The sequence below is a fragment of the Ralstonia mannitolilytica genome, assembly GCF_000954135.1.
Lineage (GTDB): Bacteria > Pseudomonadota > Gammaproteobacteria > Burkholderiales > Burkholderiaceae > Ralstonia > Ralstonia mannitolilytica.
The window spans coordinates 417,262-436,206 of sequence record NZ_CP010800.1; the positions used below are offsets into that span (position 1 = coordinate 417,262).

19 protein-coding genes are annotated in these 18,945 nt (G+C 68.1%); 9 read left to right on the forward strand and 10 right to left on the reverse strand.

From position 1 onward, the window contains the following. Positions 1-54: 54 nt before the first annotated feature. Together TK49_RS18550 and TK49_RS18555 are read right to left on the reverse strand one after the other, a co-directional pair. A complete protein-coding gene (locus tag TK49_RS18550) occupies positions 55-381 on the reverse strand; it encodes a hypothetical protein (protein ID WP_045218894.1) in 327 nt (108 codons plus the stop codon). Positions 382-453: 72 nt separating this feature from the next. Next, positions 454-804, reverse strand: a complete 351-nt coding sequence (locus tag TK49_RS18555) for a hypothetical protein (RefSeq protein ID WP_045218896.1) — start codon at positions 802-804, stop codon at positions 454-456. A 190-nt stretch (positions 805-994) separates the two neighbouring features. On the opposite strand from TK49_RS18555, the gene TK49_RS18560 reads away from it, so the two are divergent. After that, positions 995-1,573 carry a chorismate mutase gene (locus tag TK49_RS18560; RefSeq protein WP_045218898.1) on the forward strand — a complete coding sequence of 193 codons (579 nt, stop codon included), beginning with the start codon at positions 995-997 and terminating at the stop codon, positions 1,571-1,573. 99 nt (positions 1,574-1,672) lie between these two features. On the opposite strand, the gene TK49_RS18565 is transcribed toward TK49_RS18560, so the two are convergent. The 3 genes from TK49_RS18565 to TK49_RS18575 form a co-directional block, all read right to left on the reverse strand. Beyond that, positions 1,673-3,145, reverse strand: a complete 1,473-nt coding sequence (locus TK49_RS18565) for a DegQ family serine endoprotease (protein WP_045218900.1) — start codon at positions 3,143-3,145, stop codon at positions 1,673-1,675. Between the two features lie 144 nt (positions 3,146-3,289). After that, on the reverse strand, positions 3,290-4,606 hold the full coding sequence (locus TK49_RS18570) for an ATP-binding protein (protein ID WP_045218901.1): 1,317 nt from the start codon (positions 4,604-4,606) through the stop codon (positions 3,290-3,292). A gap of 3 nt (positions 4,607-4,609) precedes the next feature. Next, positions 4,610-5,344 (reverse strand): response regulator transcription factor, encoded by a 735-nt coding sequence (locus TK49_RS18575; RefSeq protein WP_045218903.1) that lies wholly within the window; start codon positions 5,342-5,344, stop codon positions 4,610-4,612. A gap of 256 nt (positions 5,345-5,600) precedes the next feature. On the opposite strand from TK49_RS18575, the gene TK49_RS18580 reads away from it, so the two are divergent. Beyond that, complete coding sequence (locus TK49_RS18580) at positions 5,601-6,479, forward strand: MurR/RpiR family transcriptional regulator (protein WP_045218905.1); 879 nt, start codon at positions 5,601-5,603, stop codon at positions 6,477-6,479. Between the two features lie 7 nt (positions 6,480-6,486). Here TK49_RS18580 and TK49_RS18585 read toward each other — a convergent pair whose 3' ends face one another. Genes TK49_RS18585 through zwf form a run of 3 tightly spaced genes read right to left on the reverse strand, consistent with a single transcriptional unit; the run spans position 6,487 to position 9,696 of the window. Continuing rightward, the gene (locus tag TK49_RS18585) at positions 6,487-7,542 is read right to left on the reverse strand and encodes a glucokinase (protein WP_045218907.1); all 1,056 of its coding nucleotides are present in this window, start codon (positions 7,540-7,542) and stop codon (positions 6,487-6,489) included. Beyond that, the gene (gene pgl, locus TK49_RS18590; protein WP_045218910.1) at positions 7,523-8,227 is read right to left on the reverse strand and encodes a 6-phosphogluconolactonase; all 705 of its coding nucleotides are present in this window, start codon (positions 8,225-8,227) and stop codon (positions 7,523-7,525) included. Before pgl ends, TK49_RS18585 begins: the two co-directional genes overlap by 20 nt. After that, positions 8,227-9,696, reverse strand: coding sequence for a glucose-6-phosphate dehydrogenase (gene zwf, locus TK49_RS18595; RefSeq protein ID WP_045218911.1), 1,470 nt, complete (start codon positions 9,694-9,696; stop codon positions 8,227-8,229). The genes pgl and zwf overlap by 1 nt, the downstream gene beginning before the upstream one ends. Before the next feature lie 423 nt (positions 9,697-10,119). Here zwf and edd point away from each other — a divergent pair, with 423 nt between their 5' ends. Then, positions 10,120-11,958, forward strand: coding sequence for a phosphogluconate dehydratase (edd, locus tag TK49_RS18600; RefSeq protein WP_045218912.1), 1,839 nt, complete (start codon positions 10,120-10,122; stop codon positions 11,956-11,958). 44 nt (positions 11,959-12,002) lie between these two features. Here edd and TK49_RS18605 read toward each other — a convergent pair whose 3' ends face one another. Together TK49_RS18605 and TK49_RS18610 are read right to left on the reverse strand one after the other, a co-directional pair. Next, positions 12,003-12,716, reverse strand: coding sequence for a YceH family protein (locus TK49_RS18605; RefSeq protein ID WP_045218914.1), 714 nt, complete (start codon positions 12,714-12,716; stop codon positions 12,003-12,005). A gap of 125 nt (positions 12,717-12,841) precedes the next feature. Next, positions 12,842-13,297, reverse strand: a complete 456-nt coding sequence (locus tag TK49_RS18610; RefSeq protein WP_045218917.1) for a universal stress protein — start codon at positions 13,295-13,297, stop codon at positions 12,842-12,844. Between the two features lie 130 nt (positions 13,298-13,427). Between TK49_RS18610 and TK49_RS18615 the strand changes: the two genes are divergently transcribed. The 6 genes from TK49_RS18615 (at position 13,428) to TK49_RS18640 (ending at position 18,939) form a co-directional block, all read left to right on the forward strand. After that, a complete protein-coding gene (locus tag TK49_RS18615; RefSeq protein WP_045218919.1) occupies positions 13,428-13,886 on the forward strand; it encodes a DUF3293 domain-containing protein in 459 nt (152 codons plus the stop codon). Positions 13,887-13,967: 81 nt separating this feature from the next. Next, the gene (locus tag TK49_RS18620; RefSeq protein ID WP_045218921.1) at positions 13,968-14,480 is read left to right on the forward strand and encodes a hypothetical protein; all 513 of its coding nucleotides are present in this window, start codon (positions 13,968-13,970) and stop codon (positions 14,478-14,480) included. Positions 14,481-14,705: 225 nt separating this feature from the next. After that, complete coding sequence (locus TK49_RS18625) at positions 14,706-15,854, forward strand: c-type cytochrome (protein ID WP_045218923.1); 1,149 nt, start codon at positions 14,706-14,708, stop codon at positions 15,852-15,854. 12 nt (positions 15,855-15,866) lie between these two features. Continuing rightward, complete coding sequence (gene ctaD, locus TK49_RS18630) at positions 15,867-17,645, forward strand: cytochrome c oxidase subunit I (RefSeq protein ID WP_045218924.1); 1,779 nt, start codon at positions 15,867-15,869, stop codon at positions 17,643-17,645. Continuing rightward, the gene (locus TK49_RS18635) at positions 17,642-18,250 is read left to right on the forward strand and encodes a cytochrome c oxidase subunit 3 (RefSeq protein WP_045218926.1); all 609 of its coding nucleotides are present in this window, start codon (positions 17,642-17,644) and stop codon (positions 18,248-18,250) included. The genes ctaD and TK49_RS18635 overlap by 4 nt, the downstream gene beginning before the upstream one ends. After that, positions 18,247-18,939 (forward strand): heme-copper oxidase subunit III family protein, encoded by a 693-nt coding sequence (locus tag TK49_RS18640; protein ID WP_045218927.1) that lies wholly within the window; start codon positions 18,247-18,249, stop codon positions 18,937-18,939. Before TK49_RS18635 ends, TK49_RS18640 begins: the two co-directional genes overlap by 4 nt. Positions 18,940-18,945 lie beyond the last annotated feature (6 nt).

The window sequence follows — 18,945 nt, forward strand, 5'->3', positions numbered from 1 at the left end:
AGCGCTGGCGGCAGTGCGGTGCCATCGCTGCACGCCGGCGCCGCCGCCCCGCTTTCAGCGCTCCGGGCCCAAGTCGTCGACGGCGCGCCCGCCGGCGGAGTGCAGCGCCGCTTCGGCGGCATCCACCTCCGAAGGCTCGGCTTCGATGGTCAGCAGGAAACGCCCGCCGATCACGACGTTCTGAAACTTGCGCTCGTACGTCTCGGCAATCTCGCCGCCGGGCTCGTAGTCGCCGCAGAGGAAGTTGCCGCACAAGGCGCCTGCCTCGTCAGCCTGATGCGACAGCGCCACGCGCTCGCGTGCGAGGCCCGTGCTCAGCACGGCGAGGCGGGCCGCTTCGGCGGCGGCGGAGTCTGTGAAGATGCGGACGATGGTGGGCATGGGGGTTCTCCTGGCTGGTGAACCCGAACATCGACGCATCGGCCGTGCCCGCCAATGTGCCCGGTGAGCGACTCAGAACAGCGCCATCTGGCGCATCCCGAACCCGATCGCTTCTTCCACGCGCATGCGCGCATGCGACAGCGAACCCTCGATGCCAGACAGCGTGCCGGCCAGCCAGCGGTAGACCAGCGGCAGCTGACCGCGCGGGCTGAGGTGGATTTCACCGAGCTTCTTGCCGCGCTTGTCGCGGTAGTAGTGGGAGCGATAGCCGCGTTCCCAATGCGTGATCGGGCCGCGCCATTGGCGCGGGCGACTTGGTTTGGCGGGGGGTGTTTCGGTGGGCGGCGCCGACACCGGTTCCTCCCAGCCGAATGCGGGTTTGGCGAACAGCGGCAAACCTTCCAGATCGGGGTCGAAATCCATCGTCGTACGCTCAAGCTAGCGCCGCCGCTGGCTTTGCAGACACTCACGGCGCGTAGCCCGCATGATACCTGGGTTTGTGGCCAACGGCACGTGCAAACGCAAGCGGGCCGGGCACCGGCGCAACGTTGCAGCGCGCGGGCCGTCCTTGCTTCGGTATCATGGCCGCTTCCTCCCTCAGGCCGGTAGCCGCATGAAGATCGACTGCAACGCTCCCAAAACCGCCCGACTCGCGTGCGCCCTGTTGTTGGCTGCCGCGTGCGCCCTTCCCGCCCATGCCGAAGAAGGCGCGCTTGCGCCGCTGATCCGCCATCTGGCCGATCGACTCGTCACCGCAGACCAGGTCGCCCTGAGCAAATGGGACAGCGGCCAACCCGTCTATGACGCGGCACGCGAAGCGCAGGTCATTGCCAATGTCTCGGGCGAAGCGCCGGCATACGGGCTGGCCCCCGCCGATGTGGGGAGCGTGTTTGCCGACCAGATCGAAGCCAACAAGGAAGTGCAGTACGCCCTGCTCAATGACTGGCGCCGGGCCGGGGCCGCACCCCAAGCGCAGCGCAGGAGCCTGCGCGACGTCATCCGGCCCAGGCTGGACGGCTTGCAGAAATCCATCCTGCAAGCGCTGCGCGACGCGGCCCCGGCACGCGGCCGCGCGGATTGCCCGGTGCAGGTGGCAAAGGAAGTCGAGCGCGTCACGCGGGAGCAGTCGCTCGACACGCTGCATCGCATTGCACTGGACCGCGCGACAGCGCGGCTGTGCGTGGCGCACTGAGCTGCGCTGCGGCGCCATGAAACAGCGGCGCGGCCCCTCGGCGGGGCGCGCCGCAACGTGCATGCTCAGGAGAGAGGCCGGGCCCCCATCGGCCCCGAATCAGCCCAGATCCACCGGCACGAAGATCTTCGTGTCGTCACGCTGCACGAGCAATGCGACATGCTTGCCGGCGCGATCCACCAGCGTGCGCAGCTCCTGCACCGACGACACCGGCGTACCGTTGAGCGACAGGATCACGTCGCCCGGCTGGATCCCGACCTTGGCCGCGGGGCCCGTCGCATCCATCACGACCAGGCCGCCGGCCAGACCGCTCTGCCGCTTCTCTTCCGGCTGCAGCGGCCGCACCGCCAGACCAAGGCGGCCCTGGTTGGGCGCAGCGTTGTCGCTGGAGGCCACCTTCGCGTCCTTGGCGGCGCCCACGGTCACCGACAACGTGACCGGCTTGCCCTGACGCATCACCTGCAGCGGTACCGTCGTCCCCGGCTTGATGTCGGCCACCTGCTCCGGCAGATCGCCCGATCGATCGATGTGCACGCCGTTGATCTGCAGGATGACGTCGCCGGGCTGCAAACCGGCCTTGGCCGCGGGGCCGCCGTCTTCCACGGAGTTGACGAGCGCGCCCTCGGGCCTGGGCAGCCTGAAGGAATCGGCCAGCGACTGGTCGACCTCCTGCACCGCAATGCCCAGGCGCCCGCGCGTGACCTTGCCCGTAGCGACGAGTTGCTGCTCCACCTTCATCGCCACGTCGATCGGCACGGCGAATGACAGGCCCTGGTAGCCGCCGGTCTGGCTGTAGATCTGCGAATTGATGCCGATGACCTCGCCACGCTGGTTGAACAGCGGGCCGCCCGAGTTGCCGGGGTTCACGGCCACATCGGTCTGGATGAACGGCACATAGGTGTCGTCGGGCAGCGAGCGCGACTTGGCGCTCACGATGCCAGCGGTGACGGTGTTCTCAAAGCCGTACGGCGAGCCGATCGCCACCACCGGCTCACCGACCTTGGTGTTGGCCGGGTTGCCGATCTGCACCACCGGCAGGTTCTTGGCCGAGATGCGCAGCACGGCCACGTCGGACTGCTTGTCCACGCCCAGCACCTTGGCCTTGAATTCGCGGCGGTCCGTCAGCTTGACGTTCACTTCTTGCGCGCCATCCACCACGTGGGCGTTGGTGAGGATCAGCCCATCGGCCGAGACGATGAAGCCCGAGCCCAGGCCGCGCACGATCTGGTCACCGCGCTGCTGCGGCATCTGCGGCATGAAACGCTTGAAGAATTCGGCGAACGGATCATCGGGGCTCATGCCGGGCGGCAGCCCCTGCATGCTGGTGCGCTGCGCATGCGCGGTGGTGCTGATGTTGACCACCGCGGGGCCATAGCGCTCGACGATGCCGGAAAAGTCCATCGGCGCCGGCACGGCCACCGGGGCCGTTGCAGCGGCGGGGGCTGTCACCGCGGCCACGGGAGCGGCCACGGCGCGCGTGATCATGTCTTTCTGCAGATACGCATAACCGCCTGCAACGGCGACCACGGCGGCCAGGCCGGCCGCGCTGCGTGCCAGGGTTTGACGTGTCATTGTCTTGTCCTCTCTTGCTGGTGCGAGGGCCACGGCGGGCGGACTCGCCTGCGGTGCCCATCGGTTGCAGGCATCGTAGGCGGCCAGACTTAAACGAGACTTAAACGCGGGGGCGGCACCTGGCGTCACATGCCGCCCGCCTGGCTATGCACGCGCCTGAAACGGAAAGCGCAGCACGACACGCAGGCCGCCTCCCTCGCGCTCCTCCAGGGCCAGCGTGGCGTCGTGCGCCTGGGCGATCTCGCGCACGATCGCGAGCCCCAGGCCGCTGCCGCCCGTGGGCGCCTGCGTGGGGCGGTAGAAGCGGTCCAGCACGCGCTCGCGCTCTTCGGCGGGAATGCCGGGGCCGTTGTCTTCCACCACGAGCTGCGCGCCGCCGTCGGGTGCATGGCCGGTGATCACGTCGACGCGCGCGCCGCGTGGGCAATAGCACAGCGCGTTGTCGACGAGATTCACGAGCAGCACGCGCAGCGCATCGGCATTGCCGATCACCGACGCGGGCTGCGACTCCACGGCGATGCCCAGGTCGATGCCCTTCTGCACCGCCGTTGCCGAGAGCTCGCCCACCACGTCGGCCGCCACCGCATCGATCGCAACCGGCGCACGCCGCGTATCGGCGGCGCCAGGCTCCTGCCGCGCCAGCGTCAGCAGCTGGCCGACGAGGCGGATCATGCGCTCCACACCGCGATGCAGATCGGCGTGCGCCGCGCGGCGTTCGTCCTCGTCCTGCGCGCGGTCGGCCACCTGCAGCTGCAGCTTGAGCGCGGCCAGCGGCGTGCGCAGCGCATGCGCCGCATCGGCGACGAACGCGCGCTGATGCGCGAGCGCTGTCCCGAGCCGCACCAGCAGGTCATTCAGCGCGTTGGTGAGCGGGCGAATCTCGGCAGGCAGCCCATGCGTGGGCAGCGGCGACAGCGCTGCCGCATCGCGCGTCTGCACTTGCTGGGCGACTGTCCCCAGCGGCGCGAGCCCCCGCCCCACCGCCAGCCATACGATCCAGGCGAGCAGCGGCAAGAGGATCAGCAGCGGGGCGACTGTCCGCAGCGCCATGCGCGCCGCCACCTCGTGCCGCGCGCTGTAGGGCTGCGCGATCTGCACCACGGCAGGCCCGAACGCGACGCTATACACGCGCCAGGCACCCTCTGGCGTGTTCACATCGGAAAAACCGAGCTCCGCGCGCTCCGGCAGATCCGGCCTCGCATGCGACAGATACAGGCTGCGGCCCGAGCCGTCCCAGATGCGGATGACGACGTCGTCATCGCGCGCGATGCCCGCCAGCGCGGGCGGGGGCGGGTCGATCCACTGGCTGGGCAACGCGGCGGCCACCTGCTGCATCTGGTAGTCGAACAGCGCGTTGGCCTCCTGGCGCGCCTGCGCATAGATGAGCCCAGTGGCAATGACGATGCCGGCGAGCAGCCCGCCGGCCAGCCACCACAGCAGCGTTTTTCGGATCGATTGCATGGGCTATTGGGCGTCTGCGCCGGTGGCAGGTTCCGCGGGCGGCGTGGGCGTCTCGCGCGGGATCACATACCCCACGCCGCGGATGTTCTGGATGAAGTGGCTGCCAAGCTTCTTGCGCAGCGCGTGGATGTAGACCTCGACCGTGTTGCTGCCGACTTCTTCGTCCCAGCCGTACAGGTTGTCCTGCAGCTGCGCGATCGACCACACCTTGCCCGGCCGCGCAAGCAGCGCATGCAGCACGGCAAACTCACGCCCCGACAGCTTGACCGGAATCCCGGCGCGCAGCACCTCGCGCGTCACGGGGTTGAGCAGCACTTCGCCATGGCGCAGGAGCGGATCGGCACGGCCGCCCTGGCGGCGCAGCAGCGCATGCATGCGCGCGGCAAGCTCCTGGAGGTCGAACGGCTTGACGAGGTAATCATCGGCGCCGGCGTTCAGGCCCGCCACGCGGTCTGCCACGGCATCGCGCGCGGTCAGGATCAGGATGGGGATGGCAATGCCGCGCTGACGGACCTCGCGCACCACCTCCAGTCCGTCGCGCTTGGGCAGGCCGAGGTCGAGCAGCATGAGGTCGAACATGGAACCGCCTGGCTCCGCGGCGTGGGCACCGGGCGCCGTCACGGCCTGCACGGCGGCCTCGCCGTCGCGCACCCAATCGATCGCAAAGCCGTCGTGGCGCAAACCCTTGCGCACGCTTTCGCCGATCATGTCGTCGTCTTCTACGAGAAGCACCCGCATGGCAGAAGAAATAAGGGGCCGGGAAAGGCTCATTGTAGAACTGTCCCGCAGGTGGGCTGTGCGGCGCTGCCGGCATGGCGTGCCGACATGCTGGCCGGACACGGCTGTCACACATGCCCGCATGGGCCGAACGTCCCGGCCGGCGGCCTCGCGCGCGATCGCCGCGGCGCAGCCGGAGCGCGCTGGATGACGCGGTTGCACCGCAGACGGCTTGCCTTTATCGTGACGCGATCCCTGTCACGAACATCGTGCGCACATGAGCGCCCAGCAAGCCACGCCCTCCGACGCCACCGAACCCGTCACCGACCTGCGCGCACGCATCCGCGCGGCACGCCCGTCGCTGTCTCCGGCCGAGCGCCAGGTGGCCGACTGGGTGCTGCGCCAAGCGGGCACGGTGCTCAGCCTGCCGGTGGCCGCCATTGCGCGCGAGGCCGGCGTCAGCCAGCCCACGGTGATCCGCTTCTGCCGCTCGATGGGCTGCCACGGGCTGTCCGACTTCAAGCTGCGGCTGGCACAAGGCAACGTCGGCCCCGAGGCCGCACGCCACACAGGCACGGCCCAGGCGCCCGCCCGTGCCGCACGCGCCGCACATGCAGCCGCGCCGTCCGGCACGCGCGTATTGCAGAACACCATCGACGCGCTCACCGCGTTGCAGGATCGTTTCGATGCGCGCGCGCTCGACGCCGCCGTCGCGCTGGTCGCCGGTGCGCAGCGCATCGACCTGTATGGCTTCGGCAGCTCCGGCGTCGTCGCTGCCGACGCGCAGACCAAGTTCTTCCGCTACGGCATCGCGGCCAACGCATATAGCGATCCGTATCTGGTGTCGATGTCGTTGAACGTGCTGCAGGCCGGCGACGTGGTGATCGCCATTTCCAAGTCCGGCACGCTGCCCGAGCTGCAGACGGCAGTGGAACGCGTGCGCGAGCTCGGTGTGCAGGTGATTGCCGTCACGGCGCCGGGCAGCCCGCTGGCCGCCCTGGCCGATGTGGTGCTGCCCGCAGACGTGGACGATGCCGTGACCGACCGCTCCATGGTGGCGCGGCTGCTGCACCTTGCGCTGCTCGATGCGCTGGTGGTCGAGGTGGCGCTGCGCAAGGGCAACGCCGTCCCGCCCCGGCATCCGCTGCCGGAATAGCGCGGCGTCAGTGGCCCTGCGCCACGGCGTGGTCCATCGCCGCGCACAGGCCGATGAGGCCGGGATACGGCGAGTGGATGACATACACCGGCATCGCCGCCACGTACGCTGAAAAGCGCCCCTTGTCTTCAAAGCGCCGCCGGAAGGGCGAATTGGCAAAGGCCGGCCCGAGGCGCGGCACGATGCCGCCGCCGATATACACGCCGCCCCGCGCGCCCAGTGTGACAGCCAGGTTGGCCGCGATGGTGCCAAGGAACGCGCAGAACGTGTCGACGGCATAGCGGCAGCGCGCGTGGTCGCCGGCGGCATCTTCCATCTCGCCCAGGGCGATGGCGGTGATGTCGGCGGCGCGGCGCACGGCGGGGCCCTGCTGCCACAGGTCGAAGCACACGCCCAGCGCTTCGTAGATCAGCTCCAGGCCCATCCCCGAAATCAACCGTTCCGCCGAGACATGCCCGAAGCGCTCGCGCGCGAAGCGCCAGATGGCGACCTCCTCGTCGTTCATGGGCGGAAACGCGACATGCCCGCCTTCGCCTGCCACGGCGATGTAGCGGCCGTCCGCCGTCGGCAGCAGCGATGCCACGCCCAGGCCCGTGCCCGCGCCGAGCAGCGCGCGCGGTGCATCGGCCACGCTTGCGCCGCCGCCCACCTGCTCCAGCTCTTCGGCGGGCAGGAACGGCAGCGCATGGGCCAGCGCCGCAAAGTCGTTCAGCACGACGAAGGTGTCGAAGCCCAGCGACTGCCGCATGGCTTCGATGGAGAAGGCCCAGTCGCGGTTGGTCATGCGGATCTGGTCGCCGAGCACCGGGTTGGCGATGCCGATGGCCGCGTGGCGCACACCCGCTGCGGCAATCTCGGGCGGCAGCGAAGCCAGGTACGCCCGCATGGCCGCCTCGAGCGAGGGGTAATCGTCGCCGGCGAGGACGCCGATGTGCGCAAGGCGCATGGGCGCCATCTCGAGTGCAAAACGCACGTTGGTGCCGCCCACGTCGGCCACCAGGCGCGGATAGGCCGTCACATCGGCCACGGTGCCCGCGCTCACTTCATGCAGTCCAATAGACATCGAGCGGTACCTCCCGCTGATGAATGACATAACCCACGGGTAGCGCGGGCTGTGCCACGTCCTGCGCCGCCGTGTCGAACACCGCGCGCTTGACCGGCCCCGCGATCGACAGGAACAGCCGCCGCGCCGCGCACAGCGCCGAGAGGTTGAGGCTGATGCGCCGGTGCGGTGCGGTGCCCGGCCGCACGGGCAGGTAGCCGGGCGGCTTCGTGCGGTCCACGCCGTCCGGCAACTCGGGCGCATCGGGAAACAGCGAGGCCGTGTGCCCGTCGTCGCCCATGCCGAGGATCACGACGTCGGGCTGCTGGAACGGCGCGTTGGCCGTAGCGACGCAGGCATCGACGTCCACCGAGCCGCCATGCACATGCAGCGGCAGCACAAGCGGAAAGAATCGCGCCGCGGCGGCTGCGTCCTGCAGCAGGTGTTCGCGGACCAGGCGCGCGTTGCTGTCGGCATGGTCAGGCGGCACCGCGCGTTCGTCGACGAGCGTGATCGACACATCGGCCCAGCGCAGGGGCAGCACGCGCAACGCCGCAAACAGGGCAATCGGCGATCGCCCGCCCGACACCGCCAGGCACGCGGTGCCCTGGTCTTCGATCACATGCGCGAGCGTACTGGCGATGGATGTGGCGAGCGCCTGAACCTGCGCCGCCGCGTCGGTGGCTGCGTGCCAGCGGGTTGCCATTACATCTCCTCGTGCCAGGCGGCGTTGTCGCGCGAGAGCAAGGCGCTCGATGCCGCGGGGCCCCAGCTGCCTGCCGTATACCCCTTGGGCGGCGTACGTGCCTCGTTCCACGCTTCGATGATGGGCTCGACCCAGCGCCACGCTTCGGCCTGCTCATCGCGGCGTACGAACAGGCCAAGCTTGCCGTTGACCGCATCCATCAGCAGGCGCTCATACGCGCCGGCATGGCGCACGCCGCCGTGGTCGGTGAAATCCAGATCGAGCGTGGACGGCTGCAGGCCCAGCGCCGCGCCCGGCGTCTTGGTCAGGAACTGCAGGCGGATGCTCTCTTCCGGCTGCAGTCGGATGACGAGCCTGTTCTCCGGAAACTGGATCAGCGGCTTCGGGAACAGCGCGTGTGGCACGTCATGGAAGCGCACCACGATCTCCGCCAGCCGCTGCGGCATGCGCTTGCCGGTGCGCAGGTAGAACGGCACGCCGGCCCAGCGCCAGTTGGCAATCTCGGCCTTGATGGCGACGAAGGTCTCGGTGCGGCTGTCCGGCGGAATGCCCTGCTCCTGCAGATAGCCCTGCACCGGCTGGCCCGCGATGGCGCCCTCCTGGTACTGCCCGCGCACGGTCTTGTCGGGCACCTCCTGCAGCGGGATCGGCTTGAGCGCCTTGAGGATCTTCAGCTTCTCGTCGCGGATGGCGTCCTGCGACAGGCTCGACGGCGGCTCCATGGCCACGATGCACAGCAGCTGCAGCAGGTGGTTCTGCACCATGTCCCGCAGCGCGCCGACGCCGTCGTAGAAATCGCCGCGCTTTTCCACGCCGAGCTGCTCTGCGATGGTGATCTGCACGTCCTTGATCCACTCGCGGCGCCACAACGGCTCGAACAGCGCGTTGCCGAAGCGGATCGCCATCAGGTTCTGCACCGACTCCTTCCCGAGGTAGTGGTCGATGCGGTAGATCTGGTCTTCGGCAAAGTACTCCGCCACGGCGGAGTTGATGCGCTCGTTGGAGGCGAGGTCCGTGCCCAGCGGCTTTTCCAGCACGAGGCGCACGTTCGGCGTGTTCAGCCCGACACGGGCCAGTTGCTTGCAGATGTCGACAAAGATGCCCGGTGCGGTGGCGAGGTAGCACACCGTCACGGGGGCGCGGTCTTCGCCGAGGGCCGCGGCCAGCGCATCGAACTGCTCGGGTTTGCGGGCATCGACCTGCTGATAGACGATGCGCTCGGCAAACGAGGCCCACGCGTCATCGGAGACCGGCGCGCCTGAGTACAGACGCATGGTCGGGCGCGTCTCGCGCTCCAGCAGCGCGAGATAACCGGCGGTTTCCAGCGGCTGCGTGCCGATGGCGAAGATGCGCCCGCGCGGGTGCAGTTCGCCGCCCTGGTGCGCATCGAACAAGGCCGGGATCAGCTTGCGGCGGGCCAGATCGCCCGTACCGCCAAACAACACCATGTCGAATGCGGGCACCGACATCGTCATCTCCTGTGTGTGAGCCATCGATTAGGCTAGCCTAGCTGACTGGAGCCTGTCATCCAATGAAACGGGCATGCGCCAGGGGGCACTGAGCTCGCATGGCGTCGTTGCGGCCCAGAGGCCCGGCTCAGGGCAACGCGCGCCCGCTCGATTGGACGACAGGTCCGGCCAGCACCTGTTTTGGCCTCATTTTGTAGTATTACTACATCGCGAGCAAGGTGCTGCAACGCTGCCCGAGCAGGGGTTTCCTGCCCGACTTGCGACGCGGATCGTGGCTCCTGGCGCGCCTTCTGGCACGCAATTCGCGTGCACGCCGTTGCGAGACGACGCATCCTTGTGGAAAACCCTGTCCCACAACGGGCGTGTTTGTAGGAAAATTACAGCACACCTCCCACCCCGGACCCCACTTCCTGGAGAACCCGCATGGCCCAGCACCGCCTGCATGACGTCGTGGCCGACGTCACCCAGCGCATCATCGACCGCAGCCGCGGCCCGCGCCAAGCCTATCTGGACGTCACCCGCAAGAACGCCGGCCGCAAGGTCGAGCGCACGCTGCTCTCGTGCACGAACCTCGCCCACGGCTTCGCGGCCATGGAGGGCGAGACCAAGATCCGGCTCAAGGCACTGGAGCGGCCGAACATCGGCATCGTGTCGGCGTACAACGACATGCTCTCGGCCCACCAGCCGCTGGAGGCATTTCCGGCGTGGATCAAGCAGGCTGCGCTCGAAGCCGGCGGCACCGCGCAGTTTGCCGGCGGCGTGCCGGCCATGTGCGATGGCGTGACGCAGGGGCAGGACGGCATGGAGCTGTCGCTCTTCTCGCGCGACACCATTGCGCTGTCGACGGCCGTGGCGCTGTCGCACCAGATGTTCGACGCGGCGCTGTACCTCGGCGTGTGCGACAAGATCGTGCCGGGGCTGGTGATCGGGGCGCTGTCGTTCGGCCACCTGCCGGCCGTGTTCGTGCCGGCCGGCCCCATGACCACCGGCATCAGCAACGACGAGAAGGCCCGCACGCGCCAGCTCTACGCCGAAGGCAAGCTCTCGCGCGCCGACCTGCTCGAAGCCGAATCGAAGTCGTACCACGGCCCCGGCACCTGCACGTTCTACGGCACGGCCAACTCCAACCAGATGCTGATGGAGATCATGGGCCTGCACCTGCCGGGCACCGCTTTCATCAACCCGGGCACGCCGCTGCGCGAGGCGCTCACGCGCGAGGCCGCGCGCCAGGTGCTCAAGCTCGTCTACAGCGGCAACCAGTACACGCCCATCGCCGATGTGCTCGACGAGCGCGCGTTCGTCAACGGCATCGTCGGCCTGCTGGCCACGGGCGGCTCGACCAACCACACGCTGCACCTCATCGCGATGGCGCGTGCGGCGGGCATCCTGCTCACGTGGGACGACTTCAACGACCTGTCGGGCGTGATTCCGCTGCTGGCGCGTGTGTACCCGAACGGCAAGGCCGACGTGAACGAGTTCCAGGCCGCCGGCGGCCTGTCGATCGTGATCCGCGAACTGCTCGACGCCGGCCTGCTGCACGAGGACGTGACGACGATCATGGGCAAGGGCCTGCGCCGCCATACCCAGGAGCCTTTCCTGGAAGGCGACAAGCTGGTGTGGCGCGACGGCATAGCTGCGTCGCTCGACACGAACATCGTGCGCGGCGTGGCCGAGCCGTTCTCGCCGGACGGCGGCCTGCGCGTGCTCGAGGGCAACCTCGGACGCTCGGTCATCAAGGTGTCGGCGGTCAAGCCGGAGCATCGCTTCGTGGAAGCCCCGGCGCGCGTCTTCCATGCGCAGGACGACCTGATCGACGCTTTCAAGGCCGGCGAGCTGGAGCGCGACTTCGTCGCCGTGCTGCCGTACCAGGGCCCCGCCGCCAACGGCATGCCCGAGCTCCACAAGCTCACGCCGACGCTGTCGGTGCTGCAGGAGCGCGGCTTCAAGGTGGCGCTCGTGACGGACGGCCGCATGTCGGGGGCATCGGGCAAGGTGCCGGCGGCGATCCACGTCACGCCGGAAGCGCTCAACGGCGGGCCGCTGGCGCGCGTGCGCGATGGCGACATCGTCGTGCTGGATGCTGAGGCGGGCACGCTGTCCGTGCGCGTACCGGAGGCGGAGTGGAACGCCCGCAAGGTCAGCACGCCGGATCTTTCGCACTATCACGCGGGCGTCGGGCGCGACCTGTTCTCGGGCTTCCGCCGCAATGTGTCTGCCGCCGAGGAAGGCGCCTGCACGCTGTTCGTGTCGCCGGGCGCGTAGGCGGATGACGATGCGGCCGTCTTCGCTGCTGAGGCCGGCCGCGTTTACAGCACGGACTTGTCGACCGGGATGCCGAGCTCGCCGGCCATCTGCTCGACCAGCGCCTGAAGCCTTGCCACCTTGTCGGCCAACTGCTTGTGCTCGGCCTTCAGGGCTTCGAATTCGGAAGGCGGAATGGCTTCGTCGGGCGCATCCGCATCACGCGGCCGCACGTCGCTCAGGGCCACTTCACCGCAGAGCCGGTGCGTCCAGCGGCTTTCTCGCTCGCCGGCCGCGCGCGGCAGCTTCACGACGTAAGGCGGGTCGTTCTCGGCCAGTTCTTCCAGAAACGCTTCAACGGACGAGATGTCTGCAAACGCGTGCAACCGCGCGGCGTTCAGGCGCAGCTCGGCGGCCGTTTGCGGACCGCGCAACAGCAGCGCGGTGAGAAGCGCCACGGACTGGCTCGGCACGCCGAGCACGCGGCCCATGTTGTGCTCGAAGCGCGGCACGCGGCTGCTGCTGCCTTCCATCACGAGGCTCAGCGATTTCAATCCGTCGATGGCGGTGAGGATTTCCGCTTCAGTAACGTTCATCACCGGCGCGCGTGCGGTCTTCTGGTTGCAGCCGGCAACCAGCGCGTTGAGTGTGAGCGGATAGGTGTCGGGCACCGTGTGCTGCTTCTCGACCAGGACGCCGAGCACGCGGCCCTCGAGAGCGGTGAGCGCCCGGATGGCGCGGATGGGGGGACGTGACTGGGCGTCCGGATTGGCGTTCATGGCGGTGGCGACGGAGACTGTTGTGGCAAACAAGCCGCGAGCCTGCCAGCCCGCGACCCGAGATGCCCACATGATATCCGTCACGCGCAGGGGCAAACCCGGCCTGCGCGCGCAACCACCGCTGCTCAGCCCTTGGCCGGACCGCGCACCAGCAGCACCGGCGTGGTCGCCAGGCGGACGAACTTTTCGGCCACGCTGCCCAGCATGGCGTGCGCCAGGCCGCGGCGGCCGTGCGTGCCCATCACGACCACATCGGCGCCGCTCTGCAGGGCTTCGCGCTGCAGGGCACCGGCCACATCCTCGCCCACGCCTTCGGTTTCCACCAGCGTGGTTTCGTTTGCGAGGCCCGCCGCGGCCAGCGCGTCCGCGGTCTCCTTCAACAGCAGCGTGCCGGCTTCGATGAACGACTTGCGCAGCTCCGTCGGGTCGTAATAGCCGACGTCGAACAGCATCGCCGGGCTGTCGACGATGTAGACGGCGCGCACGATGCTCTGGAACGCCTTGGCCAGGCGGATGGCTTCGGCCAGGGCCAGCTTGCTCGTGTCGCTGCCATCAACGGCGACCAGGATCTTCTTGTACATGGTTCAAGCCTCGCAGGAGAGTGGTTGTCGGAACGGCGCTGGAGCAGCGTCCGCCCCCAGGCTATTCTGTGACATCGGCAGCCCTTTTTCGTTGCGCCAGATCAGATGGCCGTGTTCGCGCGGCACAACAATGCATCGGTCTCCACCCACACCCACGCCTGAACTCATTGCCGCCTACCAGCGTGCGCGCTATCGCGTGCGCGGGCCGCAAGGCGACGTGCTGCTGCGCCTGGATGCCGTCAACCCGTGCGTTGCGGGGCTGCTCGCGCAGGCCGACGCGCCGTGGGCGGTGTTCGTGACGGCGCACCAGCCGTTCTCGCGCCCGGTGTCCGCCGAGGAAAACACCGCCCGCCAGGCCGAACTGCTCGCCTGGGTGATCGCACGCGGCATGGCCTGGCTGCCCGGCGAGGGCGGCCCGCCGGACGACATGCCCGCGCACGCATGGGCGCCGGAGCCGAGCCTGCTGCTGTTCATCGACGACCCCGCCGTCGCCGACACGCTGATGCTGACGTTCGAGCAGAACGCCGTGGTGCTGTGCGATGCGCAGGGTTTTTGTACCTTGCGTTGGCACCCGTATCTGCCATTCTGAATTCCATACGATTTGCACTTGCACGCAAAGTGGCGCGTGCGATCCATAAGTGCTGACGTTGATACACCGCAGGAGGTTCGTATGGAACTGCACATGCAATCGCATCATTGGGAGCGCCGCATGCCCGACTGGCTCGCCGCGAGCGCGGCAGGGATCGTGGGCGGCGCACTCGTCATCGTGCTGGAGTTCTTCTGGTCGACCATGGTGCTCAATGAAAGCCCGTGGCGCCCGACACACAAGATCGCGGCCATGGTGATGGGCCGCGGGGCGCTGGAAGACATGGCGCTGTTCAGCTTCAGCATCGTCGGCGTGGCGCTCGTGCTGCACTTCGTGCTCGGCGCCCTCATGGGGATGATGCTGGCGGCCATCATCGCGCCGTTCCACTTCGATTCGAGCCCGGGCATGCTCGCGGTCATCGGGGTGGCGTTCGGGATCGTCGCGTACGTGGTCAATTTCTACGGCATGACGGCGGTCTTCCCGTGGTTCGTGTCGGAGCGCGGGTCGGGGCCGCTGCTGGCGAACCTGCTCTTTGGCGTGGTCGCCGCCATCGCGTACGGCATGCTGGAACGGCGCGGGCCGGAAACGATGCGCTGACGCACCGCATTTTTCCTGCGGCGCCGCAAGTCGAGCGGCACCACCAGGAGACGGCCGCCTGCGGCAACGTGTGCCGAAGGCGGCCGTTTTGCATTGCAGCGCAACAGGCTGCGCGCGCATCGAGGCGATCCGCATGCCCGGTGCGCCTCGTCCTTACGTTGCCTTGCACGAACCCGGTGCGCGAACTAGCCTAGGGTCGAAGGAGTCCCTGCGCGGGAGGTGCCCATGGCCCTTGCGATTGCGCTCGTTCTGATCGTCGTGCTGGCGGTGGGGTTTCACGTTGCCAGCCCCTGGTGGATCACGCCAGTCGCGTCCAACTGGGGCCGCATGGACGACACGCTGACGATCACCATCGTCATCACCGGGGTGCTGTTTGTCGCCATCAACCTTTTCGTGGTGGCCGCGCTGCTGCGCTACCGGCACAAGGACGGCCACCGCGCCAGTTACGAACCGCACAACAGGCGCCTGGAATGGTGGCTGATCGGCGTCACCACCGTGGGCGTGGCCGCACTGCTCGCGCCGGGCCTCTTCGTCTATGCCGATTACGTGCGCCCGCCGCCCAACGCGCTGCAGATGGAGGTGCTCGGCCAGCAGTGGCAATGGCGCTTCCGCTTTGCCGGCCCCGGCGGCAAGCTCGGCACGACCGACGTGCGCTACATGACGAACGACAACCCGTTCGGCATGAACCCGGCTGACCCGAACGGCCGCGACAACTACCTGATCGACACGCCGGAGCTGCACCTGCCGATCAACCGCCCGATCCAGGTACTGGCACGCTCGCGCGATGTGCTGCACGACTTCTATGTGCCGCCATTTCGTGCGCGCATGAACATGGTGCCCGGCATGGTCACCACCTTCTGGTTCACGCCGACCAAGGCGGGGCGATACGACATCCTGTGCGCGCAGCTCTGCGGCATCGGCCACGCCAACATGCGCGGCGTGGTCGTGGTGGAAGACGAGGCCGCGTTCGCCCGCTGGCTGGCACAGCAGACCACCTTCGAGCAACGCCAGAAAGCCAAGGCCCAGGCCGCTTCGGCATCGGCCGGCGGCCCGTCGCAGGCGTTGGCCGAGCAGGGCAGGACGCTGGCGCAGGCCAAGGGCTGCGTCGCATGCCACAGCGTGGACGGCAGCCCCGGCGTCGGCCCCACGTGGAAGGGCCTGTACGGCAAGACCGAAACCATGGCCGACGGCAGCACCGCGCATGTCGACGAGGCCTACCTGCGGGCATTCATTCGCGACCCGAAGGCACGCGTGGTGAAAGGCTTCGCGCCGATCATGCCGAGCTTCGACCTCAGCGAGCAGGAGCTCTCCGCACTGGTGGCGTACATCCAGGCGCAAGGCGGCGCGCCCGCAGCCACCACGGCGAAACCGTAGCGAGGAGACGCCATGTCCTACGGCAACAATCACCACGGCGATCCCAGCCATGCACCGCAAAGCTTCTGGACGCGCTACGTCTGGAGCCAGGACCACAAGGTCATCGCGGTGCAGTATTCGCTCACGGCCATCGCCATCGGGCTGGTGGGCCTCATGCTGTCGAACCTGATGCGGCTGCAGCTCGGCTTTCCGGGCCGGTTCGCCTTCATCGACGCCAACCACTACTACCAGTTCGTCACCATGCACGGAATGATCATGGTGATCTACCTGCTCACGGCGCTGTTCCTCGGCGGCTTCGGCAACTACCTGATCCCGCTGATGCTGGGCGCGCGCGACATGGTGTTTCCGTTCCTGAACATGCTCAGCTACTGGGTCTACCTGCTGGCCGTGCTGGTGCTGGTGGCGAGCTTCTTCGTACCGGGCGGGCCGACAGGCGCGGGCTGGACGCTGTATCCGCCGCAGGCCATCCTGCCCGGCACACCGGGCACCGACTGGGGCATCGTGCTGATGCTGGTGTCGCTGGCGATCTTCATCGTCGCGGCCACCATGGGCGGCCTCAACTACGTGACCACCACGCTGCAGGCGCGCACGCGCGGCATGACGCTCATGCGCATGCCGCTCACCGTGTGGGGCATCTTCACGGCCACGGTGCTGGCGTTGCTGGCCTTTCCCGCGCTGTTCGTGTCGGCGCTCATGATGTTGCTCGACAAGACGCTCGGCACGAGCTTCTTCATGCCGGCCGTGGTTTCGATGGGGCAGCAGCTCAAGCACGCCGGCGGCAGCCCGCTGCTGTTCCAGCACCTGTTCTGGTTCTTCGGCCACCCGGAGGTGTACATCGTCGCGCTGCCTGCCTTTGGCATCGTGTCCGACCTCATCAGCACGCACGCGCGCAAGAACATCTTCGGCTACCGGATGATGGTGTGGGCCATCCTCATCATCGGCGCGCTGAGCTTCGTGGTGTGGGCCCACCACATGTTCGTCGCCGGCATGAACCCGTACTTCGGGTTCTTCTTTGCCACCACCACGCTCATCATCGCCATCCCGACGGCGCTGAAGGTCTACAACTGGGTGCTCACGCTGTGGCGCGGCGACATCCACCTGAGCGTGCCGATGCTGTTCGCCATCGGGTTCATCAGCACCTTCGTCATCGGCGGGCTGACGGGGCTCTTTCTCGGCAACGTGAGCGTGGACATCCCGCTGTCCAACACGTACTTCGTGGTTGCGCACTTCCACATGGTGATGGGGGTGTCGCCGATCCTCGTGGTGTTCGGCGGCATCTATCACTGGTACCCCAAGGTGACGGGCCGCATGCTGAACGACACGCTGGGCCGCGCGCATTTCTGGATCACCTTCATCGGCACATACCTGATCTACTTTCCGATGCACTACCTGGGCGTGCTCGGCATGCCGCGCCGGTATTACGCGTACGAGGGCTACAGCTTCATCCCGCCGTCCGCGCAGACGCTCAATGCGTTCATCACCGCCGTCGCCATCATCGTGGGGGTGGCGCAGCTGCTGTTTCTCTTCAACCTCGCATGGAGCCTCGTGCGCGGCAGACAGGCCGGCAGCAACCCGTGGCGCGCCACCACGCTCGAATGGCAGACGCCGCAGACGCCGCCCGGTCACGGCAACTGGGGGCCGGTGCTGCCGGTGGTCCACCGCTGGGCCTACGAGTACAGCCCGCCCGGCCGCAGCGATGATTTCGTGCCGCAGAACGAGCCGCCTTCCCGTACGCCCGATGCGCCGCCCACGGAAGCCGACGTCGCCCACGGCAATGAGGTGCGCGCATGACGACCCTGCCCCGCCACTTCGTTCCCGACACCGGGCCGGCTCTGCCCAACGCCGGCCGCGTGGGCTTGTGCGTCTTCATGGCCGTGGCGACGGCGTTGTTTTCGTTGCTGATCCTGGCCTATGCGATGCGCATGCGCGAGCCGGATTGGATGCCCGTGCCCCACCCGATGCTGCTGTGGTGGAACACCGGCGCGCTGGTGCTGGCGAGCCTGGCGATGGCGCAGGCGCGGCGCACCGGGGCCCGCCAGGCCGCCTGGCTGCTGGCCGGCGGTGCGCTCGCGTCACTGTTCGTCTTCGGGCAATGGATGGCGTGGCAGCAACTGTCCGCCCATGGCGCAGGCGTGACGGCCAACCCGTCCAGCAGCTTCCTCTACGTCTTCACCGGCCTGCATGCAGCGCACGTGCTGGGGGGGCTCGTCGCATGGGCCATCACGGTCGCGCGCCTGAATGCACATCGCGTGCGCGCCCACCGCGCCGTCACGCTGTGTGCCACGTACTGGCACTTCCTGCTGGCCGTCTGGCTCGTGCTGCTCGCAGCGATGTGGTGGATCACCCCCGCATTCGTCGCCGCGATCTGCGGGCCGCTGTATGGAGCCGCGCCATGAGCATGCCCACGCTCCCCACCGATTCAGCCGACGCCGCCCCGCAAGGCTGGCGCGGCATCGTCGCCGACTGGTCCGCCGACCGCGAAGCCTTCAAGGTGCCGTGGGGCAAGGCCATGATGTGGATCTTCCTGCTGTCGGACACCTTCGTCTTCAGCAGCTTCCTGATCGGCTACATGACGGTGCGCATGTCGACCACCGTGCCGTGGCCCGACCCGTCCAAGGTGTTCGGCCTGTCGGTGGGCGGTGTGGAGGTGCCGCTGCTGCTGATCGCCATCATGACGTTCGTACTCATCAGCAGCAGCGGCACGATGGCCATGGCGGTGAACTTCGGCTACCGGCGCGACGCGCGGCGGGCCGCCCTGCTGATCCTGGCGACCGCGTTGATGGGCGCGATGTTCGTGTCGATGCAGGCGTTCGAATGGACCAAGTTGATCGTGCACGAGGGCATCCGCCCGTGGGGCAACCCGCTTGGCGCGGCGCAGTTTGGCGCGTGCTTTTTCATGATCACGGGCTTCCACGGCTTTCACGTGACCTGCGGCGTGATCTACCTGCTGGTGATTGCGCGCAAGATCGTGCAACCCGGCTTCACCGAACACGGCAACTTCCAGATCGTCGAGATCGCCGGCCTGTACTGGCACTTCGTCGATCTCGTCTGGGTGTTCATCTTTGCGCTGTTCTATCTGTGGTGAGGCATG